Genomic DNA, 25,110 nt, shown 5'->3' with positions numbered 1-25,110 from the left:
GGTCACATTCCGTTCGGTGGGAGGGGATCAGCGAGAGCGGCGTTCCGACGGTCGAGGGACGCCCCCTTGATGTTGGCATACGCCCACATGCCGCCGAAAATGAGCGCGACCAAGAGAAGTGCCGGAACGAGGATGCCGCCCAGCGCGAGCACGACCTGCAGGCCCGACCCGGCAGCAATCGCCCAGCGGTGACGCAGGAGGCCGGCCGTGGCCATCATCAGCACGGCGAGCACCGTCCCGCCGACGATCCCCCACCAGGGCTCGACTCCCTCGGGGAGGACGCGCAGCCCGTAGACCACGAGCCCGCCCAAGAAGACGACGATCGACTCGAAGCCGAGCACGACCGAACCCAACGACTCCGCCGCCCCGCGACGGCGACGCACGCGCGGCTCTCGGGGGCTCACGCCTGCCACCCGCTCTTCCAGTCCTCGGCCTCGGAGAGACGCAGAGCCTCGCCGGCGAGCACGACCGATCCGGCGATGACGACGGCACGACGATCGGATGCTGCCGCCCACTCGCGTGCGGACTCCGCCGCATCGTCGAGCCCGGGGTGCACCGACACGGTGAGTTCGCGCGCCTCTGCGAGGTCGGCGACGACGTCGGGATCGCTCGCGCGCTCCGACTCCGGCGCGGTGGCGAACACGCGTGCTGCCATCGGTGCGAGGGCCTCGACGATGCCCGCGGCGTCTTTGTCATCGAGGACGCCGAGCACGACGCCCCATTCGTCGACGTCGAAGGTTTCGCGGAGCCCGTCGGCCAGGGCTCTCGCTCCGTGCGGGTTGTGGGCGGCGTCCGCCACGACGATCGGGTGGGATCCGACGAGTTGCAGGCGTCCGGGCGACGTGGCCTGCGCGAGCCCGTCGACGACGACCTCGGCGCTGACGCTTCCGAGCAGCGATTCGACGGCGGCGATCGCCAGTGCGGCGTTCGCGCCCTGGTGGAACCCGTAGAGCGGAAGATATTGCTCGTCGAAGGTGCCCGACAGGCCCCGCACCGACAGCAGCTGGCCGCCGACCGCCTGCCGCTGGCTGGTCAGCCCGAACTCGGCGCCCTCGAAGGCGATGGTCGCCCCGCGCGCGGTCGCGGCGGCTCGGAGGACGGCAGCGGCTTCCGGCTCCTGCTTGGCTGACACGACGGCCGCGCCGTCCTTGATGATGCCGGCCTTGACGGTGGCGATCTCGCGGATGGTGGAGCCGAGCCGATCGGCGTGGTCGAGGGCGATCGGGGCGAACACCGCGACATCGCCGTCGGCGGTGTTCGTGGAATCCCACGCGCCGCCCATGCCGACCTCGAGCACGAGAACGTCGACGGGCGCATCGGCGCAGACGACGAACGCGAGCACGGTGAGCAGCTCGAAGAACGTCAGCGGCGCATCGTCGGCGTCCACGAGCTCGGCGTCGACCAGGTCGACGAAGGGCTCGATCTCGTCCCAGGCGTCGGCGATCGCGCCGTCCGAGGCGGGTTCACCGTCGATCATGATGCGCTCGGTGAATCGCACCAGGTGCGGGCTCGTGAACAGGCCCGTCCGCAGCCCGACCGACCGCACGAGGCTCTCGATGATGCGGCTCGTCGAGGTCTTGCCGTTCGTCCCCGTGACATGGATCACGCGGTACGTGCGCTGCGGGTCGTCCAGCATCTCGAGCACGCGGCGGGTGCGCTCCACCCGCGGCTGAACCCACTGCTCGCCCTGTCGCGTCAGCAGCGCGGCATAGACGGCGTCGGCACGTGTGCGATCGCTCATTCGGCACTCATTTCGTTCAGGCGGGTCACCGACACGGTGAACGCTCCGGCGTTCGCGAACGTTCCCGCGGCGAACTCGGCCTGGTGGTCGGGGGTCTCCGCCGGAGTCCCGCGCAGTGTTCCACGCGCGAGCGACGTCGTGCCGTCGGCGCCGACGATCGCCGCCTCGCGGGCGAGGGTTTCGCCCGCGATGTCGGCCACGTCGAACGCGCTCGCCACCGCCGCCGCATCGTTCTCATCGGAGAAACCGAGCATGAGACGAATGCGATCGCTCACGTCGAACCGCGCCGACTTGCGCGTGTCCTGCACGGCGCGGACGACGTCTCGAGCGAGTCCCTCCGCCTCCAGCGCTTCGTCGGTCGTGGTGTCGAGGAGGACGAACCCGGCCTGTGCGAGCACGGCAAGCGCCTCTCCGTCGGGGCGGCCCGCGGTCTCGACGACGAGCTCGTACTCGCCGGCCTGCAATTCGACCCCGCCCGCCGTGACGATGCCGTCCACCTCGGACCATTCCCCGGCGCGTGCGGCCTGGATGACCTGCTGCACCTGCTTTCCCAACCGGGGACCCGCCGCACGGGCGTTCACCGTCAACCGGTGCGAGATGCCGTAGGCGGCCGGTGCCCCCTCGACGAGTTCGACCAGCTCCACCGACTTGACGTTCAGTTCATCGCGCAGGATGTCTTCGAACTGGGCGAGAGCGGCAGCATCCGTCACCACCACGGTCAACCGCGGCAAGGGCAGACGCACGCGCTTCCCCTCCCGCTTGCGGAGGGCGTTCGCAACACTCGAAACCTCGCGCACCGTGTCCATGGCGAGGCGGATGCCGGCCGAGGCCGGGAAGGCATCGGCGTCGGGCCAGTCGGCGAGGTGCACGCTGCGCCCACCCGTGAGGCCCTGCCAGATCTTCTCCGACACGAGCGGGATGAGCGGAGCCGCGACCCGGGTCAACGTCTCGAGCACGGTGTAGAGCGTGTCGAACGCCTCGGTCGACGACGAGTCGTCTTCGCGCACTCCCGTCCAGAATCGATCGCGCGAGCGACGGATGTACCAGTTCGTCAGTACCTCGGCGAAGTCGCGCAGACGCCCCGCGGCCGTGGTCGAGTCGAGCTTTTCGAGGTCGCCCGCGACTTCGCGCACCAGATCGCCCGTGCGAGCGAGGATGTAGCGATCGAGTACGTCGGTCGAGTCGGTGCGCCAGGACGCTTCGTAGCCGGTCGCAGCGCCTGTCGACGTGCCGGCGACGTTCGCGTAGGTCGCGAAGAAGTACCAGGTGTTCCACAGCGGCAGGAGGAACTCTCGCACCCCCGCGCGGATGCCCTCTTCGGTGACGACGAGGTTGCCGCCGCGCAGAACAGAGCTCGACATGAGGAACCACCGCATGGCGTCCGACCCGTCGCGATCGAACACCTCGCGCACATCGGGGTAGTTGCGGAGCGACTTCGACATCTTCTGCCCGTCGCTGCCCAGCACGATGCCGTGCGCCGACACCGCACGGAAGGCCGGGCGGTCGAACAGTGCGGTCGACAACACATGCATCACGTAGAACCAGCCGCGCGTCTGACCGATGTACTCCACGATGAAGTCGGCCGGCGCGTGCTGGTCGAACCAGTCGTGGTTCTCGAACGGGTAGTGCACCTGAGCGAACGGCATCGACCCCGAGTCGAACCAGACATCGAGCACGTCTTCGACCCGGCGCATGGTGCTGCGCCCCGTCGGGTCGTCGGGGTTCGGGCGCGTGAGCTCGTCGATGAACGGCCGGTGGAGGTCGACCTCGCCCTCGGTGTTGCGTGGAAGCCGCCCGAAGTCGGCCTCCATGTCGGCGAGCGATCCGTATACGTCGAGGCGGGGGTGCTCGGGATCGTCGCTCTTCCACACCGGGATGGGTGAACCCCAGTAGCGGTTGCGGCTGATCGACCAGTCTCGTGCGCCCTCGATCCACTTGCCGAACTGGCCCTCTTTGACGTTCTCCGGAACCCAGGTGATCTCGGCGTTGTTCGCGATCATCTGCTCTTTGACGTCGGTGACGCGGATGAACCAGCTCGAGACGGCCTTGTAGATCAGGGGATTCCGGCAGCGCCAGCAGTGCGGATACGAGTGCTCGTAGCTCGCCATGCGCAGCAGCCGACCGTCTTGGCGCAGCATCCGGATGAGCGGGGTGTTGGCGTCGAGCCACAACTCCCCCGCGACATCCGGCACGTCGGGAAGGAATCGGCCGCCGTCGTCGAGCGAGAGGATCGTGGGGAGGCCCGCCGCATCCGCGAGTCTCTTGTCGTCCTCGCCGTACGCGGGAGCCTGGTGAACGATGCCGGTGCCGTCGCTGGTCGTGACGTAGTCGTCGACGAGGATGTGCCAGGCGTTCTGCGTTCCCCAGGTCTCGGCGTCGGCGTAGTAGTCGAAGAGCCGATCGTAGGCGACGCCCTCGAGCTCGCTGCCCGCGATGGTCTGCTGGACGGCCTCGCGCGCAGCGTCGACCGACTCGTAGCCGAGGTCTTTGGCGTAGCCGCCGAGGAGTTCTTCGGCGAGCAGGTAGCGGTGGGCGGCGGCCTCGATCGCGTCATCGGCCTGACCGTCGGGGTTGTGGTGCACGTCGGCGGCACCCGCCGGGCCAGCGGGCAGCACGACGTAACGGATGCCGGGGCCCACGGCCAGAGCGAGGTTGGTCGGAAGCGTCCACGGCGTCGTCGTCCAAGCGAGGGCCCTCACGCCCGTGAGGCCCAGCGCCTCGGCCTTCATGCCGACGAGCGGGAAGGTCACGGTGACGGAGGGATCCTGCCGCATCTTGTACACGTCGTCGTCCATGCGCAGCTCGTGGCTCGACAACGGCGTCTCATCGCGCCAGCAGTACGGCAGCACGCGGTAGCCCTCGTAGGCGAGACCCTTCTCGTGCAGCGTCTTGAACGCCCACAGCACCGACTCCATGTAGGTGGTGTCGAGCGTCTTGTAGCCGTTGTCGAAATCGACCCAGCGCGCCTGACGCGTGACGTAGTCCTGCCAGTCGCGCGTGTACTCGAGCACCGACTCGCGCGCCTTCGCGTTGAAGGTGGCGACCCCCATGCGTTCGATGTCGTCCTTCTCGGTGATGCCGAGCTGCTTCATCGCTTCGAGTTCGGCCGGAAGTCCGTGCGTATCCCAGCCGAAGACCCGCTCGACCTTCTTGCCGCGCATCGTCTGGAAGCGCGGGAAGAGGTCTTTGGCGTACCCGGTCAAGAGGTGCCCGTAGTGGGGCAGACCGTTCGCGAACGGCGGGCCGTCGTAGAAGACCCATTCCTCGGCATCGTCGCGCTGGGCGATCGAAGCGCGGAAGGTGTCGTCGGCCTCCCAGAACGCGAGCGTCTCTTCTTCGATCGCGGGAAAGCGCGGGCTCGACGCGACGCCGGTCCCTGAGCTTGTCGAAGGGTCTGCAGCGGCACCGAAAGCAGAACGGGGATAGGTCATGTCACTCCAGCAGGTTGAGGATCAGCCTGCGAGGACGACTCGAACGAGCCGCGGTACCACCCCGCGTGATGCCCGACCTCTCGATCGGATCACCCACTTTCACTGCGGCTGTCACGGGCCTGCCCCGCCCGGTTCTACTGACGCCGACCCGAGAATCGGTGCGTTCTTCCGGGAGCTCCCCGGTGATGGCCGGATCGAAACTCGTGCTCACATTCTACGCGTCGAGGCGCGGCGGGCGCCACGCACGCGATCCACCGTTTGTGCGCTGCGTCCAACAACCCGCAACGGTGGCAGGATGGATCCTCGTGACTACCGCAGCATCCGTGACTTCTCCGGCCTCCGCCACCTCCGTCCGCCGCGTGACCGTGGCGTCGATGGTGGGCACCTCGCTCGAATCCTTCGACTTCTACGTCTTCGCCTACTTCTCGGCGTACTTCGTCGGGCCGCTCTTCTTCGCGCCGCTCGGAACCGTGGCCGCCCAGTTGACGGCGTTCCTCACGATCGCCGTGGCCTTCGTGATCCGCCCCGTGGGCGCGATCATCTTCGGCTACATGGGCGACCGTCTGGGCCGGCGCGCGACCCTGCTGTGGACCGTGGGAATCATGGGCATCGCGACCGGTCTGATCGGCGTCCTGCCGACCTACGACCAGGCGGGTTGGTTCGGCGCGGCGCTGCTCATTCTGCTGCGCCTGGCGCAGGGCATCTCGCTCGGCGGCGAGTGGGGCGGCTCGATCCTCCTGGCCACCGAGCACGCCTCGCCGGTGAAGCGCGCCTTCTACGCCGCGATCCCGCAGCTGGGCTCACCCATCGGTTCGATCCTCTCGGCGGGCGTGTTCATCGCCATGACCCTCGCGCTCCCGGCCGACCAGCTGTCGGCGTGGGGCTGGCGCATCCCGTTCCTTCTCGCCCTCCCCCTGCTCGCCGTGTCGCTGTACCTGCGGTGGTCGATCGACGAGACGCCGGTGTTCCGCAACGTCGTCGCACAGGGCCGGCGCGACCGCCTCCCCTTCCTCACCATGTTCCGCGAGCGCCCCCTCGCCATGGCGATCGCGGTGGGCGCGGCCCTCCTCGGTATCGGCTCGTACTCGCTGATGAACACCTACACCATCAACTACGGCACCGCACAGCTCGGTTTCGCCTACTCCGACCTGCTCCTCGCCACCACGATCGGTGGGCTCCTCCAGCTCGTGACCATCCCGCTGTTCGGCGTCTGGGCCGCCCGCATCGGCTCGGCGCGGGTCGTGGCATGGGGCGCGCTCGGCACGCTGCTCATCGCGTTCCCAATCTACTTCGTACTGCAGTCCGCGAACTTCGGGGTGCTCGTGGCCCTGATGATCGTCGGCGGGATCCTGCCGACGATGTCGTGGGCAGCGCTCGGCGGGCTGATGAACGACCTGTTCCCCGACCACTTCCGCTACTCGGCGCTCTCTTTCGCCTACGCCTTGGCGGCGACCGTCAGTGGCTTCGTGCCCGTCCTCACGCTCTCGCTCGGGCAGGCGACGGGCTTCGCATGGTGGCACCCCGGTGTCGTCCTCGCGGTGATGTCGGCGATCACCCTCCTCGCCGCCTGGGCTGCTCGCCGCTACACCGCCGCGCGCGCCCAGACCGAGCCGGCCGCGGTCGGCGCCGACAGCTGAGGACATCCCGCGCACTGAGGATCCCGCGCGACGCCCGCGTCCTCAGCATCCGTGATCGCCTCGAAGACGGGTGGATGCTACGGCGCGGCACTCCTCCACAGGGCAAGACGCGAGTCGTTCCTCCACAGTTTCGGCCGACCGCGCCCGTCGCAGCGCGCCGCCGGGGCAACCTCGGGCCGTGCAGCTACTCGAATGGATCGACGACCAGGGTGGCGTCGTGCGTTCACGCTCCGTCACGGAGGCCGGCTTCACCGACCACAGCGTGCGGAAGGCGTTGGCCTCCCGAGCTGTGATCCGGCCACGAGCAGGCTGGCTGGCGCTTCCCTCCGCCGATCCGCTCCTCGTCGCAGCCGCGCGGGCCGGGGTCGTCCTCACCTGCATCACGCAAGCGAAGCGACTGGGGCTGTGGGTGTTGGCCAGCGTGGTCGGGCACCACGTCGGCGCGCCTCGTCATTCCGGCGGAGTAACTGCCGACCGGGCTCATGTCCACTGGGGCAAGCCACTCCTCGCCCGCCACCCCCACGCACTCGTCGATCCGGTCGAGAACGTCTTGGGGTTCGTCGCCTCCTGCCAACCATTCGAGGCGGCGCTCGCGACATGGGAATCGGCGGTGCGCCTCGGTCTCGTCGACCTCCGCACGATGAAGCGCTTGCCGCTGGTGGGCCCGGCCCGCGAGCTGGTGAAGGTGACCACCGCGTTCTCCGACTCGGGACTCGAGACCTTCGTACTCGTCCGCCTAGCCTGGCTCCGCCTCGCGATCGTGCCCCAGGCGTGGCTCGCCGGGCATCGAGTCGATTTCCTCATCGGGGAGCGCCTCGTGCTCCAGATCGACGGAGCGCACCACGTCGGACGGCAGCGGGCCGAAGACATCGCCCATGACGCCGAGCTGATGACCCTTGGATACTTCGTCATCCGAGTCGGCTACCTGCAGGTGATCGACCGCTGGCCCGAGGTGCAACACCGGGTCATGCTGGCGGTTGCTCAAGGGCTGCACCTCGCGAGACCGTGACGCCGCAGAGAACGAGGCGATCTCGAGCATTGAGGACGCGTCGGCCCCACAGCATCCTCGATCCTCGAGATGTCCTCAACGTCGGGGCCATAGCTTCCCACCCAGGCGATAGCGTCGAACGGTGATGCGCGCGCTCCCCGAGACCGACCGTCTGGTGCTGCGCGAGTTGGGACCGAGCGATCTCGGCGCGCTGACCGCGATCTTGAGCGACGCCGAAACGATGGTCGCCTACGAGGGACCGTTCGACCGGACCGAAGTCGCGACCTGGTTGGCCCGGCAGGAGCGGCGCTACGTCGAAGACGGCTTCGGCCTGTGGGCCGTGACCCTTCGCGAGACCGGCGAGCTGATCGGTCAATGCGGCCCGACCCGGCAGGTCATCGAGGGCGAGTCGATGGTGGAGGTCGGCTATCTCTTCAACCGGCGGTGGTGGCATCAGGGCTTCGCGATCGAGGCTGCCCGCGCCAGCCGCGACTGGGTGTTCCACAATCTGCCCGTCGATCGCGTGTGTTCGAAGGTCCGCGACACGAACCTGCCGTCGATGAACGTCGCGATCCGCAACGGCATGACCCCGCGCCGACGCATCGTCACGCACTACCGCGGTGTGGACATGCCTCACCTCGTGTTCGAGATCACCCGGGACGAATGGATGCTGCGCTCCGAGCCCCGGCGACCGTGAGCGCTCATCGCCGAAAAAGGGGCCCGGACCGCCGGTAGACTCGGATCGACCCACACTCAGGCACGCTCACACAGTGCCGCACATACCGAGGAGCACCCGTTGTCCGACGCGCAGATTCCCGACAAGCCCGTACTCGAGGGCCTCGAGCAGAAGTGGGATGCCGCGTGGACCGCCGCCGGAACCTACGATTTCGATCGCGCCCGGGCGCGCGAGGTCGGCCGCACGGGGGTCTTCTCGGTCGACACTCCCCCGCCGACCGCGTCGGGAAGCCTCCACATCGGACACGTCTTCAGCTACACCCACACCGACGTGAAGGTGCGCTTCGAGCGCATGCGCGGCAAGACCGTCTTCTACCCGATGGGATGGGACGACAACGGTCTGCCGACCGAGCGCCGGGTGCAGAACTACTACGGCGTGCGGTGCGACCCCTCGCTCCCCTTCGACCCCGATTTCGTCCCGCCCTTCGAGGGTGGCGACAACAAGAGCACCAAGGCCGCTGATCAGCGCCCGATCAGCCGCCGCAACTTCATCGACCTCTGCGAGAAGCTGACCGCAGAAGACGAGAAGACCTTCGAGGCTCTCTGGCGCGACCTCGGGCTCAGCGTCGACTGGTCGCAGACCTACCGCACGATCTCGAGCGAGACGATCCGCACGAGTCAGTCGGCGTTCTTGCAGAACCTGGATCGCGGCGAGGCCTACCAGGCGATGGCCCCCACGCTCTGGGACGTCGATTTCCGCTCCGCGATCGCGCAGGCCGAACTCGAAGATCGCGATCAACCCGCTGCCTACCACCGACTCGCTTTTCACAAGGCAGAGGGTGACGTCTTCATCGAGACGACGCGCCCCGAGCTGCTGGCCGCGTGCGTCGCCCTCGTCGCCCACCCCGACGACGAGCGGTATCAGCCGCTGTTCGGAACGACCGTGCGCACGCCTCTCTTCGACGTCGAGGTGCCGGTTCTGGCCCACCCGCTCGCGCAGCCCGACAAGGGCTCGGGCATCGCGATGATCTGCACGTTCGGTGACGTGACCGACATCATCTGGTGGCGCGAGCTCGACCTGCCGAACCGCACCATCATTGGCAAAGACGGCCGGATCGTTGCCGAAGCGCCCGACGTCATTGTGACGGATGCTGCGAAGGCCGCCTACGCCGAACTCGCGGGCAAGACGGTCTTCAGCGCCAAGAAGACCATCGTCGAGCTGCTGCAGGCTTCGGGAGAGATGGAGGGCGACCCACGCCCCTTCACACACGCCGTGAAGTTCTTCGAGAAGGGCGACCGGCCGCTCGAGATCGTCTCGACGCGCCAGTGGTACCTCCGCAACGGCGCGCGTGACGCAACCCTGCGCGAGCGATTGATCGCCCTCGGCCGCGAGATCTCGTGGCACCCCGACTTCATGCGAGTGCGATACGAGAACTGGACGAACGGCCTCACCGGCGATTGGCTCGTCTCGCGTCAGCGGTTCTTCGGGGTGCCCATCCCCGTCTGGTACGGCCTCGACGAGAACGGGGAGCGCGACTACTCACGGGTCTTGACCCCGGATGCCGCCTCGCTTCCCGTCGATCCCACGACCGACGTACCCGCGGGGTACACGGAAGACCAGCGCGGCGTCGCCGGCGGCTTCGATGCCGAGCGCGACATCTTCGACACCTGGGCCACCTCGTCTCTGACGCCTCAGCTGGCCGGCGGGTGGCAGCGCGACGAAGACCTCTGGAACCTCGTCGCACCCTTCGACCTGCGGCCGCAGGGGCAGGACATCATCCGCACCTGGTTGTTCTCGACCCTGTTGCGCAGCGCCCTCGAAGATGGTCGCGCCCCGTGGTCGGATGCCGCGATCTCGGGCTTCATCGTCGATCCCGATCGCAAGAAGATGTCGAAGTCGAAGGGCAACGTCGTCACCCCCGCCGATGTTCTGCACCAACACGGCTCCGACGCGGTGCGGTACTGGGCGGCGTCCAGCCGGCTCGGAACCGATGCCGCGTTCGACCCGCAGAATCCGACGCAGATCAAGATCGGTCGCCGTCTGGCGATCAAGATTCTGAACGCAGCGAAGTTCGTGCTGTCGTTCCCGGTGCCCGACGATGCCGCGGTCACGCACGCGCTCGACGCGTCGATGCTCGCAACGCTCGACCAGGTGGTCCGTGACGCGACGAAGGCCCTCGAGAACTACGACCATGCGCGTGCCCTCGAGATCACCGAGTCGTTCTTCTGGACGTTCTGCGACGACTACCTCGAACTCGTCAAGGAGCGCGCCTACGACCAGACCGACGTGGGCCAGGCATCAGCGGCCCTCTCGCTGCGCATCGCCCTGTCGACGCTCCTTCGCCTGTTCGCGCCGGTCATCGCCTTCGCGACCGAAGAAGCGTGGTCGTGGTTCAACGAGGGATCGGTGCACCACGCCGCGTGGCCCGAGCCGACCGAAGCCGCGGGCGACCCCGGTGTGCTCCGCGCCGTCGGCGAAGCGCTGATCGGCATCCGCCGGGCCAAGACCGAGGCAAAGGTCTCGCAGAAGACCGTCGTCGCGGTGGCGACAGTGGCGTCACCCCACACGGCAGCGCTCCGCCTGGCCGAGGGCGACCTCAAAGCCGTCGGGCGCATCGAGCGGATCGAATTCGAAGACGCCGACACCACTGCCGTGACCGGCATCGAGCTCGCCCCCCAGGAGGTCTGACATGCAACTCGGAACCCGTTGGACGTCCGGTGCCACGCCACCATCGGCCGTCCCCGCCACCCTGCACGCGCAGATCACCGCCGTCGAGAGGTCGCTGCCCGCCGACCAGTTCGGCCAGCCGGCGCCGCGTTGGACGCTGACGTGGCTCGAAGGTCGCCCCATTGCCGAACTCGACACCGGCGTCATCGTGACGCTCGATCGGTCAGGCGAGGCGGTCGTCACGCACGACGAGCATGAGCAGTTCTCCGATCGGGACTACTCCGGCCAGGACTGACGAACGACAGCGGTGTCTGGCACGATGGCGGGCATGAGCAGCATCCCGCCGTCTGCATCGCGACTCGATGAGCTGATCCGACTTCGCCGCGTTCGGGACCGCATCGATCGAGAGCACGCGGAGCCGCTCGACGTCGAGGCGCTGGCGCGCGGTGCGCACATGTCGGCCGGGCACCTGAGCCGGCAGTTCCGGCTCGCCTACGGTGAGTCTCCCTACGCCTACTTGATGACGCGGCGCATCGAGCGCGCGATGGCACTCCTGCGCCGGGGCGATCTTTCGGTGACCGAGGTGTGTTTCGCCGTCGGGTTCTCTTCGCTCGGGACGTTCAGCACACGGTTCGCAGAGCTCGTCGGAGTCGCACCGAGCGTGTATCGGCGGGAGTCGGCTCCGGATGCTGCTGAGCTGCCCAGCTGCGTCACGAGATTCGTCATGCGTCCGGTCAGGAATCGAGAAGCAGACACCCGCGCGCCGCAGCTAGCGTGAGCGTCATGGACATCACGATTCACGAGACCTATCTGCCGCACACGGATGCCGAGGCGTCGCTGCGGTTCTACCGCGACACTCTCGGGTTCGAAGTCCGTAACGACGTCGGCTACGAAGGAATGCGGTGGCTGACCGTCGGTCCCGTCGGACAGCCCGACACCGCCATCGTCCTGCACCCCCCGACCGCGAATCCCGACCTCACCGAGGACGAGACGCGTGCATTGCTGGAGCTGATCGCAAAGGGCAGCTACTTCGGCATCAACCTCGCCACACGAGACCTCGCGGCGACCTTCGAAGCCCTCGAGGCCAGCGGCGCTGAGATCGTTCAGGAGCCGACCGAGCAGCCGTACGGTGTGTTCGACTGCGCCATCCGCGACCCCTCCGGCAACATGATCCGCATCCAGCAGCCCCGCTAGGCGGCCGCGTCGGTTCCGCTCGCGCCGCCCCCGCGCTTCCTCCCTGAGACCTGCCGTCGATGACACTCGGCCATGTCACCGCGGCAGCATCTGGAGAGCGATCGCGCCGGCCCGGTCGCGTTGCGCTTCCGCGACCGCGCGGCGGTACTCGTGCACGTCTGCTCTGCCGATCCGGCGGCGCTGGCGCGCGCTCACGAACTCGTTGATCGCGGCAGCCGAAGCGCGCAGCGCCCGGTCGAGGGCCGTGGGGTGGGCCACACGTCGGGAGAGATCGATGGCGGTCACTTGTCGTCTGCCTGCTCGGGCAGGGGGAAGACGTCGGCGCGAATCGTCACGGGACGCACACCCTCCCCGACCTGGTCGCGATGGTTCGACACGGCCTCGTCGATGAGCGCTTGGATCGCCTGTGACAGCTGGCGCGTCTGCTCCACCGTCAGACGAGTGTTCGCGGTGGAGATGATCACCGCGTCGCGCCACGGTTGCGTCTCAGCGTCCGCCCCCCGCTCGGAGTAGTCGACGAGCTGGTCGTGACGATTCCGGAGGAACTCGGTCATGACCATCTGCGACGCCGCTCGACCCGCCGGGGTCTTCATCGCGTCGGGGTTCATCAGCTCGATGCCTCCGGCTGGGCGTTCCCACCACCGTTCGCGTGCCGTTCCCCGCCCCTCGACCTCCCGGATCAAGCGGTGTGCGGCGAGAGCCCGCAGGTGATAGCTGGTGGCGCCGCTGGACTCGCCGAGGCGCGCGGCCAACGTACTGGCGGTCTGGGGTCCGTACTGGCTGAGCATGTCGAACATCCGGACACGCAGAGGATGGGCCAACGCTCGCAACGCGCCGACGTCGAGGACGCGGTCTTGGCGCGGCGCGGGTCGGTTGTCGGGCAGCTCGTCGGTCATAATGCAAAGATACCGTTGCAAGTGCTTCTTTGCAAGCAAGTCTTTGCATCAACGCGAGCCGAGGGGCACGCGCACGTAGGCTGGGCAGATGTCGGCCCACAATCCCCTCCTCCACCCCTCGCCCCTCCCCTTCGGCCTGCCCGACTATGCGGCCGTCACGGCCGACGACTACCTGCCCGCCTTCGCGGCGGCGTTCGCGCAGCATCGCGATGAAGTGGACCGCATCGCCACGAACCCCGACGCACCGTCGTTCGAGAACACGATGCTGGCGCTCGAAGAGAGCGGCGAAGTGCTCGGCCGGGTGGCCAGCACCTTCTACACGATCGCCTCTGCCGACGCGACCGACGCCGTACAAGGGATCGAAGAAGCCCTCGCACCGCAGATGTCGGCCCATCACGACGCCATCGAACTGGACGAGAGACTCTTCGGCAGGGTTCGCTCGCTGCACGAGACGGTCGGGAGTCTCGACCTGAGCGACGAGCAGCGGTATCTCATCGAGCGGCGATTCCGCGAGATGTCACGCGCGGGAGCAGGTCTGGGCGACACAGAGAAGCAGCGTCTCACGGCGGTCAACGAGCGGCTCGCCGTCCTCACCACCACCTTCGAGAAGAACCTGCTCGCCGACACGAACGATCTCGCCGTCGTTTTCGACTCCGCAGCAGAGCTCGACGGACTCAACGAGGGGCAGCTGTCGTCGGCCGCCCGCGCCGCGAGCGATCGAGGGCTCGACGGCCGATATGTCGTCACGCTCCCCCTCTTCACCGGTCACCCCTATCTGGCGACTCTGACCAGGCGTGAGAGTCGCCGCCGCATCTTCGATGCCTCTCGTGTGCGCGGCCGGCGCGACGGCGGCCACGACAACCGCCCCGTCTTGATCGAGATCGTTCGCCTTCGGGCAGAACGGGCGGCCCTTCTCGGTTACGCCAGCCACGCGGCCTATGTGACGGATGACGAGACGGCCGGTTCCCCGGCCGCCGTTCACGACCTACTTCGACGTCTGGCCGCGCCCGCGGCCCGAAACGCCCGCGCCGAACGCGAGGCGCTGCGAACGGTGTCGGCCGACGACGCTGTCGAGGTGGAGGCCCACGACTGGGCGTTCTACACCGAGAAGCTCCGCCAGGCCGAGTTCGATCTCGACACTGCGGCTCTGCGCCCGTGGTTCGAGGCGGAACGAGTCTTGCGCGACGGCGTCTTCTTCGCGGCGGAGAAGCTCTACGGCATCACGATGCAAGAACGCACCGATCTCACCGCCTACCACGCAGACGCGCGCGTGTTCGAGGTGACCGACGCCGACGGCTCCGAGCTCGGGCTGTTCATCCTCGACCTCTACACCCGCGACACCAAGCGCGGGGGTGCCTGGATGAACTCGATCGTCACCCAGTCGGCGGTCCGCGGCACGTCGCCCGTCGTGGTGAACAACCTGAACGTGAGCCGACCGGCGCCCGGTCAGCCGACACTGCTCTCGCTCGACGAGGTCACCACGCTGTTCCATGAATTCGGACACGCACTGCACGGGCTCTTCGCGACGGTGACCTACCCGTCGTTCGCCGGCACCGCCGTGTTCCGCGACTTCGTCGAGTTCCCGAGCCAGGTGAACGAGATGTGGATCTTCTGGCCGGAGGTGCTGTCCAATTACGCCCTCCACCACGAAACGGGCGAGCCGCTCCCCGCCGACGTGGTCGAGAAGCTCTCGTCGACCGAGACGTTCAACCAAGGCTTCTCCACCAGCGAATACCTCGCGGCATCGTGGATCGATCAGGCATGGCACTCGCTCAGCGCCTCGGAATCCGCCGGCGACATCGATGTCGCCGCGTTCGAGGCCGCGGCGCTCGCCGACATCGGGCTCGACGAACCCGCTGTGCCACCGCGCTATTCATCGACGTACTTCGCCCACGTCTTCTCCGGCGGCTACAGCGCGGGCTACTACTCGTACATCTGGAGTGAGGTGCTCGACGCCGATACCGTCGAGTGGTTCCGAGAAAGCGGCGGGCTGACCCGCGAGAACGGCGACCGGTTCAGAACCCGACTCCTCGGCGTCGGCGGCTCGAAGGATCCGCTCGCGGCCTACCGCGACTTCCGGGGCCGCGCGGCAGAGATCGCCCCCCTTCTGAAGCGACGCGGACTCGAGGGATGACGAAGAAGGAGCGGCCGGTCACCCGGCCGCTCCTTCGTGTCGTGCTCCGCTCAGGCGGTCTTGCGCTTCTGCTCGAGCACCATCGTCGGTGCCGCACCGTCTTGCACGCACGCGCGCGTGATGACGACCTTCGACACATCGTCGGACGACGGCACGTCGAACATGATGGGCCCGAGAACGTCTTCGAGGATCGCGCGCAAGCCGCGGGCTCCGGTCTTTCGTCCTACCGCGAGATCGGCGATCGCGAGAAGAGCATCGCGCTCGAACTCGAGCTCGACGCCGTCGAGCTCGAACATGCGCTGATACTGCTTCACGAGCGCGTTCTTGGGCTCGGTGAGGATCTCCATCAGCGCGTTCTGGTCGAGCGGCGACACGGACGCCACCACCGGCAGACGGCCGATGAACTCGGGGATCAGGCCGAACTTATGCAGGTCTTCGGGCAGCACCTCGCTGAACAGGTTCAGGTCTTCACCCTTGCTGTGCAGCGGGGCTCCGAAACCGACACCGTGCTTCCCCACCCGGGCCGAGATGATGTCTTCCAGACCCGCGAAGGCGCCGGCCACGATGAAGAGAACGTTCGTGGTGTCGATCTGGATGAATTCCTGGTGCGGATGCTTGCGCCCGCCCTGGGGCGGAACCGAAGCCACCGTGCCCTCGAGGATCTTGAGGAGCGCCTGCTGCACGCCCTCCCCCGAGACGTCGCGCGTGATCGACGGATTCTCGGCCTTGCGGGCGATCTTGTCGACCTCGTCGATGTAGATGATGCCGGTCTCGGCGCGCTTCGTGTCAAAGTCCGCCGCTTGCAGAAGCTTGAGGAGGATGTTCTCGACGTCTTCGCCGACGTAGCCCGCCTCGGTGAGCGCCGTCGCGTCAGCGACGGCGAACGGAACGTTCAGGCGCTTCGCGAGAGTCTGCGCCAGGTAGGTCTTGCCCGTACCGGTCGGTCCGAGGATGAGAATGTTGCTCTTCGCGATCTCGACCTCATCGGCCCGCTGCTCCGCGGGCTGGATCGTGCCGAGAGCACGGATGCGCTTGTAGTGGTTGTACACCGCGACCGCGAGCGAGCGCTTGGCGTCGACCTGGCCGACGACGTACTCCTCGAGGAAGGCGAAGATCTCGCGGGGCTTCGGAAGATCGAAGTCGGAGACGACGCCGGCAGAGGACTCCGCCATGCGTTCTTCGATGATCTCGTTGCACAACTCGACGCACTCGTCGCAGATGTACACACCCGGACCCGCGATGAGCTGCTGGACCTGCTTCTGGCTCTTGCCACAGAAGGAGCACTTGAACAGGTCGGCGCTCTCACCGATACGTGCCATCGCGACTCCTTCTCGCCCCCACGGGAGCCACTCCCCCGTGTGCTTTCAGAGCCTAACCGCTGCCCGCGACATCGGAGGGCATTGGGGCTGGCTTGTCCGCCTCGCTGCGGGCGAACACGACGATGCCCCCGTCGCGCGAGGCGGCGGGGGCATCGAAAGCATCCGTGTCAGGACGTCAGTGCCGCCGGAACACGCTTGCGCGTGGTCAGAACCTGGTCGATGAGGCCGTACGCGACGGCCTCCTCGCCCGAGAGGATCTTGTCGCGGTCGATGTCTTTGTTGACCTCTTCAGCCGTCTTGTTCGAGTGCTTCGCGAGGGTGTGCTCGAGCCAGACGCGCATGCGGAGAATCTCCGCTGCCTGGATCTCGATGTCGGACGCCTGTCCGTGACCCGACTCGCCGACGGCGGGCTGGTGGATCAGGATGCGGGCGTTCGGCAGCGCCAAGCGCTTGCCGGGAGCACCGGCCGCCAGCAACACCGACGCCGCCGACGCCGCCTGGCCGAGGACGACCGTCTGGATCTGCGGAGACACGTACTGCATGGTGTCGTAGATCGCCGTCATGGCGGTGAAGGAGCCGCCGGGCGAGTTGATGTACATGATGATGTCGCGGTCGGGATCCTGGCTCTCGAGCACCAGCAACTGCGCCATCACGTCGTCGGCCGACGCGTCGTCGACCTGCACGCCGAGGAAGATCACGCGATCTTCGAACAGCTTGTTGTAAGGATCCTGGCGCTTGTAGCCGTAGGCGGTGCGCTCTTCGAACTGCGGGAGGATGTAACGGCTGCCGGGCATCTGGATGCCGTTCGCCGACGGGGCTCCGAAGGTGGGGGTCTGCATTAGTTTGTCTCTCTTTCGCCTTCGGGTGCGTTACTCGGCCGTGGTTCCGCCGCCGCCGGTCACGTCGAGCGCGCTGGAGCGGATGTGGTCGACGAAGCCGTAATCGAGAGCTTCCTGGGCCGAGAACCAACGGTCGCGGTCACCGTCGGCGTTGATCTGCTCGACGGGCTTGCCCGTCTGGCCGGCGGTGATCTCGGCGAGCCGACGCTTCATGTCGAGGATGAGCTGCGCCTGGGTCTGGATGTCGCTCGACGTGCCACCGAAACCGCCGTGAGGCTGGTGCAGCAAGACGCGGGCGTTCGGGGTGATGTAGCGCTTGCCCTTGGTGCCGCTGGTCAGCAGAAGCTGTCCCATCGAGGCGGCCATGCCGATGCCCACGGTGACGATGTCGTTCGGGACGAACTGCATCGTGTCGTAGATGGCCATGCCGGCCGTGATCGAGCCGCCGGGCGAGTTGATGTACAGGAAGATGTCTTTTTCCTGGTCCTCGGCTGCGAGAAGGAGGATCTTGGCGCAGATCTCGTTCGCATTGTCGTCGCGCACCTCTGAGCCGAGCCAGATGATGCGGTCCTTGAGGAGCCTGTCGAAAACGCTCGTTGCCATTAGTGGTTCGGCCATGAATACTCCTGATTCCTCGGGTTCGGATTCGAATCTACCGGCGTGGTTTCCAGGCCGAGGTCGTGTTCGCCGTGGGCAGAGCGGGCGTGCAAGAACAGCACCGCGGATGCGAAGAGGGGCGGATGCTGCAGCATCCGCCCCTCTTCGTTCGCTTCGCTTACTCCTTGGCCGCGGCCTTCTTCTTGGCGGGGGCCTTCTTCTTCGGCTTCTCCTCGGCCTCGATGACCTCGTCGGCTTCTGCAGCCGCGTCGGCGATCTCTTCGGCTTCTTCGACGACGTCCGCCTCGACGGCCGGCTCGTCCTCGACGGCGATGAAGCCGGTCAGATCGACGGGCGCGCCGTTCGAGTCGACGACCGTGACCCGACCGAGCGCGACGGCGAGGGCCTTGTTGCGCGCGACCTCTCCGACCAGCGCCGGCAGCTGGTTGCCCTGCTGCAGCGCGTCGACGAACTCCTGGGGCGCCATGCCGTACTGCGAGGCCGACTGGATGAGGTACTGGGTCAGCTCGTCCTGCGAAACCTGGACGTTGCCGTCTTCGGCGATCTTGTCGAGGATCATCTGCGTGCGGAACTGCTTCTCGCTCGCCTCGGTGACCTCGGCGCGGTGCACGTCGTCCTCCAGGCGGTTCTCACCTTCGAGGTGCGTGTGCACCTCGTCTTCGATGAGCTGGGGCGGAACGGGGATCTCGACCTGCGAAAGCAGCTCTTCGATCAGCTTGTCGCGCGCCGCAGATCCCTGCGAGAACGTGGACTGCTGGGCGACGCGGTCTTTCAGGCTCTCGCGCAGCTCACCGATGGTGTCGAACTCGCTCGCGATCTGGGCGAAGTCGTCGTCGGCCTCGGGAAGCTCGCGCTCCTTGACGGCGGTGATGGTGACGGAGACCTCGGCCTCTTCGCCGGCGTGGTCGCCACCGACGAGCTTCGAGCGGAAGGTCGTGTCCTCACCCGCGGTGAGCGACTCGATGGCCTCGTCGATGCCCTCGAGCAGCTCGCCCGAACCGACCTCGTACGACACGCCCTCTGCGCGGTCGATCTCGGCGCCGTCGATCGTGGCGACGAGGTCGAGCTCGACGAAGTCGCCGGTGGCGGCGGGGCGGTCGACGGTGACGAGCGTGCCGAAGCGCGCGCGAAGGCTGTCGAGCTCGGCGTCGATGGCCGCCTCGTCCACCTCGACGGCGTCGACCGTGACGGTCAGGCCCTCGTATGCGGGAAGGTCGAACTCGGGACGCACGTCGACCTCGACGTCGATGATCAAGTCGCCGGAGTAGTCCTTGAGCTCGGGGAGCTCGACGACCTCGGCGTTCGGGCGACCGATGACGCGGAGGTTCTGCTGCTCCACCGCTGCGCGGTAGAAACCGTCGAGGCCCTCATTGACCGCGTGCTCGACGACCGCACCGCGACCGACGCGCTGGTCGATGATCGGGGCGGGAACCTTGCCCTTGCGGAAGCCGGGAACCTGTACGTCCTGGCCGATGTGCTCGTACGCGTGGGCGATGCTCGGCTTGAGCTCCTCCGGCGAGACGGTGATGTGCAGCTTGACCCGGGTCGGGCTGAGCTTCTCGACGGTGCTGTTGACCATGCCTGTTCGTTCTCCTCGTGATGGACCGCGCACAGCGCGGCGTTCGGAAGGGTCTGGGTCTGCGGGGGCTCGTTCGTCGGGGCGACAGGATTTGAACCTGCGGCCTCCCGCTCCCAAAGCGGGCGCTCTACCAAGCTGAGCTACGCCCCGGGCGGTGCACACACTCGTGCGACGATACGGCCCCGAGAAGTCTAGTCGATAGGGCCACTGACGCCCGCCGAAGGCACCCGGGGTCGGTGGTGGCGTCAGATTGCCGTTAGACTTTCGGATGCTGCGGCTCAGCCGTCGCGGGGCCGTTGCCCGACAACTGAATTTCGGGGCTGTAGCTTAGTGGTAAAGCCTTAGTCTTCCAAACTAATGATGCGGGTTCGATTCCCGTCAGCCCCTCCATAAATGCAATTGCTCCACTGACGTGGGGCATAAGCTCGGATGATGAGCGATTCGACGACAACCGATTCGAAGACCATGGTGCGCATCTCGATCGCACTGGGCGATGTCACCTACCTTCTCGCTCAATCCGAGGACCACGAGGCTCTGAAGCGGCAGATCGAAACCGCCGTCAGAGCCGGCGGGGCGTTCGTCGATTTCGTCGAGGTGGGAAACCGAACGGTGAGCGCGCTCATCACGGGCTCGGAGCGGGTCATCCTCACCGTCGAGACGGTGCCGTTCGACGAGCGCGACACGGGCGACGTCGACTACCCGTTCGGCGCGTTCTTCGACGAGATCTGACTCCGAAACTTCATCCGATCGGATGATGCGAAAGACCCCGCCCGTCGGATTGGCTGAGAGGCATGGATCTCTTCGCCCTCTTCCAGCCCACCGCTGCTGACGCACGCAATGAGTGGCAGTCGAAGCAAGAGCTTCCGGCTCCCTCCCCCACTCCCGGTGAAGGGCCCGGCGTCATCCGCGGCGACAAGATCGTCATCGACCTGCGCTGACTGGTCCGATACGGCTCAGTCGCGGTGGCCGGGGCTCCCGTCGACGGCCGCTCGATGTTCGTCGATCCGCTCGCGATAGACCTCTGCGTTCCGGAGGATCTTGGCCCGCTCGTCGGCGGTGAGTTGGCGACGCACCTTCGCCGGCACCCCGGCGACGAGTGAACCCGACGGGATGACCGCTCCCTCGAGCACCACGGCCCCGCCGGCCACGAGACAACCCTCGCCGATCACGGCTCCCGACAAGATGACGCTTCCCATACCGATGAGCGTCCCGTCGCCGATGACGCACCCGTGAACGACGGCGTTGTGCCCGACCGACACGTTCTCACCGATGCGAACCGGGTGGCCAGCATCGACGTGGACCGAGACGTTGTCTTGCAGGTTGCTGCCCGCCCCCACCGAAATGCCGTCGCTGTCGGCGCGAAGCACGGCGTTGTACCAGACGCTCGCACGAGCGGCCAGAGACACCGCTCCGACGACGCGCGCGCCCGCCGCGACGAATGCCGACGGATGAAGCGACGGTTCTGCGTCGCCGAGGCTCAACACGCTCGCGGAGGGATCGATGGTCATCCTCCGACCCTAGTGATGACAGACCCGTCGTCGACCGGTCAGCTCACGGACACACGCAGCCTCTACGCTGCGCGCGTGAGTGTGAAACGACGGATGCTGCTGCCCACCCTCTGGGGTATTGCCCTCCTGGCGACGGGGTGCGCGCCCGCCGACCTTGCAGACCCGCAGGATCCCGGCGAGTGGATCGTGGATCCGGTCGTCGTGTCCACGACGAGTGCCGAGTCCGGTCCCGTCTCGACCGACGTAGGGCTGCCCGCGGCGACGATCGCCGGTGACGGCGCGGGCGGGTTCTGGGCCGGCTCCGAGAGCGTGGCCCATTACTCGGCCGACGATCCGCAGGCCGGACCCGACCAGAAGGCGGGTGCTCCGAACGGACAGGTGCAAGCCCTGAGCGCGCGTGACGCGGACACCCTCTTCGCCGTATCCACCGACCCGGTGGGGCGTAGCGTGCTGAGCCAGTGGACGGCCGCCTCAGCGACCTGGACCACGCTGCGAGCAGTCGGAGAGCTCTACGGCGACGTCGCAGCAACTGCCGACGCGGTGCTGTACGTCGAATTCGGCGAGCAGACGGTCAAGGACCGTTTCGTCATCCGGCGATTGGTCCCCGGCGGCGCTCCGACGACGGTCGGCCCGGAGTTCGTCGGGTCGGAGGTACGGATCGCGCCCGGCCGCGGCGGTGCGGTGTTCGTCGTCACCGACACCGAGCGGTTCGTCCTCGCCGCCGACGGGGGCGTCAGCGCACGCGTCGCGCACGATCCCGCCGACCGACCCGTCGGTCGTGTCAGCCTCGACGGTGCACCGCTGTGGACTGATCGCCCCGACATCCCGTCGGCCGGGTGGTACATCGCGACCGGCTCCGACGAAGCCCGCAAGGTCATCGAGGACGCCTCCGAGGGGTGCGACGACATGGGCGACCGGGCCTCATCGCCTTCGTGCGGGTGGGACGCGACCTGGCTGGACGCTCAGACGTTCGTGACAAGCGTCGGAGGCGAGGGCGGGGCCGTCCTCGCAGTGGTGCGCGCACCCTGAGCCCGCGTCGGATCACCCGGCGGCGTACGCCATCGCATCGCGGAGCGCCGTGGTGATCTGTGGCGCGAGGGAGTTCGCGAACGTGACGGTCAGATGGTCCTGGTCGCGGTAGATGTTCGCGCCCCCCACCACGGGTGAGCACACGGTCTCGTCGCAGTAGACGTCCGTGAAGTCGAGGATGGTGATCCCCTCGGTCGCTTCGGCCGCCGCGCGGAGCGGGTCGTTCGCCACGAGCACGTCGGAACGCTGCCCGGCGCATTCCGACACCCCCCTCGTGCGCAGACACTTGTTCGGATCCGTCTCCCAGACCGGGTTGTCGACCACCGTGACCACGGGGATGGCCCGATCGAGCATCGTCGTCCACGACGTGCGGTAGCCCGCGACCGCCGCGTCGAACGCCGAGTCGTAGCCCGCTGACGAATACGGAGTCGTCGCGATCGCGGCGGTGAACACGACGTCGAACTCCTGCGAATCGAGCGATTGCTGCACGCCGGCCCGCCACTGTGAGCACGCATCGCCGAAGGCACCCGGCGTCGACAAGGGGGTCGCATTCCATGGACACGCGCCCTTGAAGTAGGTGGTGAGATGCCACCCCTCCGTGTCGGCGATCTTCTGGAAGGTCGACAACAGCTGGAACGCGTGACTGTCACCGACGAGGGCGACGCGCGGCGCGTCCGCAGCATCCGACCCGAACTCGCACGCCTTCGCCGTCGAATCATTGAGCTGGATGAAGCACTGCTCGTCGCTCGGCCGGTCGACACCGGCGAATCCGGGAGCGGGCAGGATGCTGTCGCCGAAATCGGTGGTCTCGCATCCGGAGTCGAGAACGACCGCCGCGCCGAAGCAGTCCGGCGGGTCCTCGCGCAACTGCTCGAGGGCGGTGACACCGTCGCGATACGCGCCGGCGTTCACGGCCCAGGCACCGCCCGCGGTCAGGGCGACGACCAGCATGGCCGCGAGCGACGTCCACAGCGTCGTCTTCGCGGGCCGCGAGGTCAGAACCTTCCAGCCCCGCGCGGGGTCTTCGACGAATCGCTTGGTCAGCCAGGCGAGCACGAAGCAGATGCCGAGGAGAGCCACACGGTGATAGATCGTGAGCCCCCAGAACGGGACAGAGGGGGCGATGACGATCAGGGGCCAATGCCAGAGGTAGAGAGAGTATGAGATGTCACCGACGAAGCGGGCCGGGCGCACCGCGAGGATCCGCGTCGGGTACCACCACCTCTCGGTGTTCGATGCGGCGATGATCGCCGCGGCTCCGAGTGTCGGGAGAGCCGCCGCGTATCCGGGGAACGGGGTCTGCCCGTCGAAACGGAACGCCACGAAGAGCAGAACCGCGATTCCACCCCAGCCGAGCACGAAGCTCAATCCCGCGTGCCGCACGCGCAGCAAAGGGACGAGCGCGATCATCGCGCCGACGCCGAACTGCCACATGCGACCGAAGGTGACGAAGTAGGCGGGTGCGGGGTTCGTGAGAGTGAAGACGACGCAGAACACGAACGACGCCGCAGAAACGACGCCCAGAGTCACCAGCACGGTGCGCCGGACGTTGCCCTTGATCCACTTCACGGCGATCCAGGCAGCCAGCAGCATCAGAAGAGGCCAGATCACGTAGAACTGCTCTTCGAGCGACAGCGACCAGTAGTGCTGCACCGTGGTCGGCTCGCCACCGTGGTTCAGATAATCCGCCGAGGTGAAGGCGAGCCACCAGTTCTCGACGTAGAACGTCGACGCGATGATCTCCTGCACCTCTTTCGGCAGAGCCGATGTGGGAGTGAGGTACGGCGACATCGCGACGAGAGCACACACGACGAGGACGAGCAGCGACGCCGGGAGAAGTCGCCGCGCGCGACGTGCCCAGAATTGTCCGAGCCGCACGGTTCCGGTGGCGGTGAGCTCCCGCATGAGGTGACCGGTGATGAGGAATCCGGAGATGACGAAGAAGATGTCGACACCGACGTAGCCGCCCGGCAGCCGTGCCGGCCAGAAGTGGTAGAGCACGACGAAGAGCACGGCGATCGCTCGGAGCCCCTGCACGTGCGGCAGGAACCGCGACGGCTCTGCGTGTTCGGGGGAACCATCTGCGCGACGGTTCGCTCGCGTCGCCACGCCACCTCCGTCCGTCGATCCGGAGGGGGAATCGGCGCCGGAGCGGGAGTCAGCGGAGTGCACCCCTCGACGGTAGTCGACGACCGGCTCGATATCGGGGATCGCCGCGTCTTTCCGGGCCTGTAAGCCGAGCCTCAGCTTGCTTGCGGAATGCGCGCGTCTGAGTAGCGTTGGGTTTCATAGGGGCACGATGTGCCCAGTACGGAGGCGAAAATGACTGACATCCACACCCATTCTGAGACCGCAACAGCCACCGACCCGACGATGGCCGCGTCGACCGCCCAGTTCCTCTCCCCCGTCGTCATGGGCCTCGAGGCACTGGTCGTGAACGGCAAGCAGGCCCACTGGCACGTCCGCGGCTCGAACTTCATCGGCGTGCACGAGTTGCTCGACCTGATCGTGAGCCACGCGCAGGCATGGGCAGACCTCGCCGCAGAGCGGATCGTCGCACTCGGCCTGCCCGTCGATTCGCGGCTGCAGACCGTGGCCGCTAAGGCGTTGCCGACAAACGTCCCCGCCGCTTTCGCTCCCTCCGACGTGATCATCCGCGCGGTCATCGCCGATGTCGACGCCGTTCTCGCCGACCTCCAGGTCGCCGTCGACGGTCTCGACGAGACCGACCTCACGAGCCAGGACGTCGCGATCGAGATCAAGCGCGGTCTCGACAAAGACCGTTGGTTCCTCTTCGCGCACCTCGCCGCGTAGCACTCCCTCGCCGCGACCGCGGCGTGAACGCAGGGCCCCG

General features: G+C 67.3%; 23 protein-coding genes and 2 tRNA genes. 13 read left to right on the top strand and 12 right to left on the bottom strand.

Translation table 11 applies throughout. The features are described 5' to 3' along the window. Window positions 1-2: 2 nt before the first annotated feature. The 3 genes from ACFXQA_RS09575 to ileS are packed head-to-tail and all read right to left on the bottom strand — an operon-like array spanning window position 3 to window position 5,172. Window positions 3-413 carry a DUF4233 domain-containing protein gene (locus ACFXQA_RS09575; protein ID WP_394519591.1) on the bottom strand — a complete coding sequence of 137 codons (411 nt, stop codon included), beginning with the start codon at window positions 411-413 and terminating at the stop codon, window positions 3-5. Next, window positions 401-1,741: a bifunctional folylpolyglutamate synthase/dihydrofolate synthase gene (locus tag ACFXQA_RS09570; RefSeq protein WP_394519590.1), complete on the bottom strand. Its 1,341-nt coding sequence runs from the start codon at window positions 1,739-1,741 to the stop codon at window positions 401-403. The genes ACFXQA_RS09575 and ACFXQA_RS09570 overlap by 13 nt, the downstream gene beginning before the upstream one ends. Then, window positions 1,738-5,172 carry an isoleucine--tRNA ligase gene (gene ileS, locus ACFXQA_RS09565; protein ID WP_394519589.1) on the bottom strand — a complete coding sequence of 1,145 codons (3,435 nt, stop codon included), beginning with the start codon at window positions 5,170-5,172 and terminating at the stop codon, window positions 1,738-1,740. The genes ACFXQA_RS09570 and ileS overlap by 4 nt, the downstream gene beginning before the upstream one ends. A 305-nt stretch (window positions 5,173-5,477) precedes the next feature. Between ileS and ACFXQA_RS09560 the strand changes: the two genes are divergently transcribed. From ACFXQA_RS09560 to ACFXQA_RS09530, 7 genes are all read left to right on the top strand, one after another. Continuing rightward, window positions 5,478-6,809, top strand: coding sequence for an MFS transporter (locus ACFXQA_RS09560; RefSeq protein ID WP_394519588.1), 1,332 nt, complete (start codon window positions 5,478-5,480; stop codon window positions 6,807-6,809). 178 nt (window positions 6,810-6,987) lie between these two features. Continuing rightward, window positions 6,988-7,818: an endonuclease domain-containing protein gene (locus ACFXQA_RS09555; protein ID WP_394519587.1), complete on the top strand. Its 831-nt coding sequence runs from the start codon at window positions 6,988-6,990 to the stop codon at window positions 7,816-7,818. Window positions 7,819-7,942: 124 nt separating this feature from the next. After that, a complete protein-coding gene (locus ACFXQA_RS09550; protein WP_394520222.1) occupies window positions 7,943-8,494 on the top strand; it encodes a GNAT family N-acetyltransferase in 552 nt (183 codons plus the stop codon). A gap of 99 nt (window positions 8,495-8,593) precedes the next feature. Next, entirely contained in the window at window positions 8,594-11,161 is a 2,568-nt protein-coding gene (gene valS / locus ACFXQA_RS09545; protein ID WP_394519586.1) for a valine--tRNA ligase, read from the top strand. 1 nt (window position 11,162) lies between these two features. Continuing rightward, window positions 11,163-11,435, top strand: coding sequence for a hypothetical protein (locus tag ACFXQA_RS09540; protein ID WP_394519585.1), 273 nt, complete (start codon window positions 11,163-11,165; stop codon window positions 11,433-11,435). A gap of 33 nt (window positions 11,436-11,468) precedes the next feature. After that, the gene (locus ACFXQA_RS09535) at window positions 11,469-11,918 is read left to right on the top strand and encodes a helix-turn-helix transcriptional regulator (protein WP_394519584.1); all 450 of its coding nucleotides are present in this window, start codon (window positions 11,469-11,471) and stop codon (window positions 11,916-11,918) included. Between the two features lie 5 nt (window positions 11,919-11,923). Next, window positions 11,924-12,334, top strand: coding sequence for a VOC family protein (locus ACFXQA_RS09530; RefSeq protein WP_394519583.1), 411 nt, complete (start codon window positions 11,924-11,926; stop codon window positions 12,332-12,334). Window positions 12,335-12,409: 75 nt separating this feature from the next. On the opposite strand, the gene ACFXQA_RS09525 is transcribed toward ACFXQA_RS09530, so the two are convergent. Next, window positions 12,410-12,619 (bottom strand): hypothetical protein, encoded by a 210-nt coding sequence (locus ACFXQA_RS09525; RefSeq protein ID WP_394519582.1) that lies wholly within the window; start codon window positions 12,617-12,619, stop codon window positions 12,410-12,412. Beyond that, window positions 12,616-13,230 (bottom strand): ArsR/SmtB family transcription factor, encoded by a 615-nt coding sequence (locus ACFXQA_RS09520; RefSeq protein ID WP_394519581.1) that lies wholly within the window; start codon window positions 13,228-13,230, stop codon window positions 12,616-12,618. The genes ACFXQA_RS09525 and ACFXQA_RS09520 overlap by 4 nt, the downstream gene beginning before the upstream one ends. A gap of 88 nt (window positions 13,231-13,318) precedes the next feature. Between ACFXQA_RS09520 and ACFXQA_RS09515 the strand changes: the two genes are divergently transcribed. Then, the gene (locus tag ACFXQA_RS09515) at window positions 13,319-15,364 is read left to right on the top strand and encodes a M3 family metallopeptidase (RefSeq protein WP_394519580.1); all 2,046 of its coding nucleotides are present in this window, start codon (window positions 13,319-13,321) and stop codon (window positions 15,362-15,364) included. Window positions 15,365-15,414: 50 nt separating this feature from the next. Here ACFXQA_RS09515 and clpX read toward each other — a convergent pair whose 3' ends face one another. The 5 genes from clpX to ACFXQA_RS09490 form a co-directional block, all read right to left on the bottom strand. Then, on the bottom strand, window positions 15,415-16,683 hold the full coding sequence (gene clpX / locus ACFXQA_RS09510) for an ATP-dependent Clp protease ATP-binding subunit ClpX (RefSeq protein WP_394519579.1): 1,269 nt from the start codon (window positions 16,681-16,683) through the stop codon (window positions 15,415-15,417). Between the two features lie 167 nt (window positions 16,684-16,850). Beyond that, window positions 16,851-17,522: an ATP-dependent Clp protease proteolytic subunit gene (locus ACFXQA_RS09505; RefSeq protein ID WP_394519578.1), complete on the bottom strand. Its 672-nt coding sequence runs from the start codon at window positions 17,520-17,522 to the stop codon at window positions 16,851-16,853. Between the two features lie 30 nt (window positions 17,523-17,552). Continuing rightward, the gene (locus ACFXQA_RS09500; protein WP_394519577.1) at window positions 17,553-18,140 is read right to left on the bottom strand and encodes an ATP-dependent Clp protease proteolytic subunit; all 588 of its coding nucleotides are present in this window, start codon (window positions 18,138-18,140) and stop codon (window positions 17,553-17,555) included. A 157-nt stretch (window positions 18,141-18,297) separates the two neighbouring features. Further along, entirely contained in the window at window positions 18,298-19,719 is a 1,422-nt protein-coding gene (gene tig / locus ACFXQA_RS09495) for a trigger factor (protein WP_394519575.1), read from the bottom strand. Between the two features lie 76 nt (window positions 19,720-19,795). Further along, a tRNA-Pro gene (locus ACFXQA_RS09490) sits at window positions 19,796-19,869 on the bottom strand. Between the two features lie 166 nt (window positions 19,870-20,035). On the opposite strand from ACFXQA_RS09490, the gene ACFXQA_RS09485 reads away from it, so the two are divergent. The 3 genes from ACFXQA_RS09485 (at window position 20,036) to ACFXQA_RS09475 (ending at window position 20,657) form a co-directional block, all read left to right on the top strand. Beyond that, window positions 20,036-20,109 (top strand) — tRNA-Gly (locus ACFXQA_RS09485). Between the two features lie 42 nt (window positions 20,110-20,151). Beyond that, window positions 20,152-20,448 (top strand): hypothetical protein, encoded by a 297-nt coding sequence (locus tag ACFXQA_RS09480; protein ID WP_394519574.1) that lies wholly within the window; start codon window positions 20,152-20,154, stop codon window positions 20,446-20,448. Between the two features lie 62 nt (window positions 20,449-20,510). After that, the gene (locus ACFXQA_RS09475; protein WP_394519573.1) at window positions 20,511-20,657 is read left to right on the top strand and encodes a hypothetical protein; all 147 of its coding nucleotides are present in this window, start codon (window positions 20,511-20,513) and stop codon (window positions 20,655-20,657) included. Between the two features lie 15 nt (window positions 20,658-20,672). On the opposite strand, the gene ACFXQA_RS09470 is transcribed toward ACFXQA_RS09475, so the two are convergent. Continuing rightward, the gene (locus tag ACFXQA_RS09470) at window positions 20,673-21,227 is read right to left on the bottom strand and encodes a gamma carbonic anhydrase family protein (RefSeq protein WP_394519572.1); all 555 of its coding nucleotides are present in this window, start codon (window positions 21,225-21,227) and stop codon (window positions 20,673-20,675) included. 75 nt (window positions 21,228-21,302) lie between these two features. On the opposite strand from ACFXQA_RS09470, the gene ACFXQA_RS09465 reads away from it, so the two are divergent. Beyond that, window positions 21,303-22,256, top strand: a complete 954-nt coding sequence (locus tag ACFXQA_RS09465; RefSeq protein ID WP_394519571.1) for a hypothetical protein — start codon at window positions 21,303-21,305, stop codon at window positions 22,254-22,256. Window positions 22,257-22,268: 12 nt separating this feature from the next. Here the strand turns inward: ACFXQA_RS09465 and ACFXQA_RS09460 are convergent, their stop codons facing one another. Beyond that, window positions 22,269-24,428, bottom strand: a complete 2,160-nt coding sequence (locus ACFXQA_RS09460) for an acyltransferase family protein (protein ID WP_394519570.1) — start codon at window positions 24,426-24,428, stop codon at window positions 22,269-22,271. Window positions 24,429-24,578: 150 nt separating this feature from the next. Between ACFXQA_RS09460 and ACFXQA_RS09455 the strand changes: the two genes are divergently transcribed. Then, window positions 24,579-25,070, top strand: a complete 492-nt coding sequence (locus ACFXQA_RS09455; RefSeq protein ID WP_394519569.1) for a Dps family protein — start codon at window positions 24,579-24,581, stop codon at window positions 25,068-25,070. Window positions 25,071-25,110 lie beyond the last annotated feature (40 nt).

The sequence above is a fragment of the Microbacterium shimangi genome (assembly GCF_043556445.1).
In the GTDB taxonomy this organism is placed as follows: Bacteria; Actinomycetota; Actinomycetes; order Actinomycetales; family Microbacteriaceae; genus Microbacterium.
This window is presented reverse-complemented; position numbering and strand designations above follow the sequence as displayed.

Coding starts and splice junctions, on each gene's coding strand:
- ACFXQA_RS09470 (WP_394519572.1), bottom strand. CDS start 21,227: ATGACCATCGATCCCTCCGCGAGCGTGTTGAGCCTCGGCGACGCAGAA.
- ACFXQA_RS09520 (WP_394519581.1), bottom strand. CDS start 13,230: ATGACCGACGAGCTGCCCGACAACCGACCCGCGCCGCGCCAAGACCGC.
- tig (WP_394519575.1), bottom strand. CDS start 19,719: ATGGTCAACAGCACCGTCGAGAAGCTCAGCCCGACCCGGGTCAAGCTG.
- ACFXQA_RS09480 (WP_394519574.1), top strand. CDS start 20,152: ATGAGCGATTCGACGACAACCGATTCGAAGACCATGGTGCGCATCTCG.
- ACFXQA_RS09550 (WP_394520222.1), top strand. CDS start 7,943: ATGCGCGCGCTCCCCGAGACCGACCGTCTGGTGCTGCGCGAGTTGGGA.
- clpX (WP_394519579.1), bottom strand. CDS start 16,683: ATGGCACGTATCGGTGAGAGCGCCGACCTGTTCAAGTGCTCCTTCTGT.
- ACFXQA_RS09505 (WP_394519578.1), bottom strand. CDS start 17,522: ATGCAGACCCCCACCTTCGGAGCCCCGTCGGCGAACGGCATCCAGATG.
- ACFXQA_RS09570 (WP_394519590.1), bottom strand. CDS start 1,741: ATGAGCGATCGCACACGTGCCGACGCCGTCTATGCCGCGCTGCTGACG.
- ACFXQA_RS09540 (WP_394519585.1), top strand. CDS start 11,163: ATGCAACTCGGAACCCGTTGGACGTCCGGTGCCACGCCACCATCGGCC.
- ACFXQA_RS09500 (WP_394519577.1), bottom strand. CDS start 18,140: ATGGCCGAACCACTAATGGCAACGAGCGTTTTCGACAGGCTCCTCAAG.
- ACFXQA_RS09515 (WP_394519580.1), top strand. CDS start 13,319: ATGTCGGCCCACAATCCCCTCCTCCACCCCTCGCCCCTCCCCTTCGGC.
- ACFXQA_RS09475 (WP_394519573.1), top strand. CDS start 20,511: ATGGATCTCTTCGCCCTCTTCCAGCCCACCGCTGCTGACGCACGCAAT.
- ACFXQA_RS09455 (WP_394519569.1), top strand. CDS start 24,579: ATGACTGACATCCACACCCATTCTGAGACCGCAACAGCCACCGACCCG.
- ACFXQA_RS09530 (WP_394519583.1), top strand. CDS start 11,924: ATGGACATCACGATTCACGAGACCTATCTGCCGCACACGGATGCCGAG.
- ACFXQA_RS09535 (WP_394519584.1), top strand. CDS start 11,469: ATGAGCAGCATCCCGCCGTCTGCATCGCGACTCGATGAGCTGATCCGA.
- ileS (WP_394519589.1), bottom strand. CDS start 5,172: ATGACCTATCCCCGTTCTGCTTTCGGTGCCGCTGCAGACCCTTCGACA.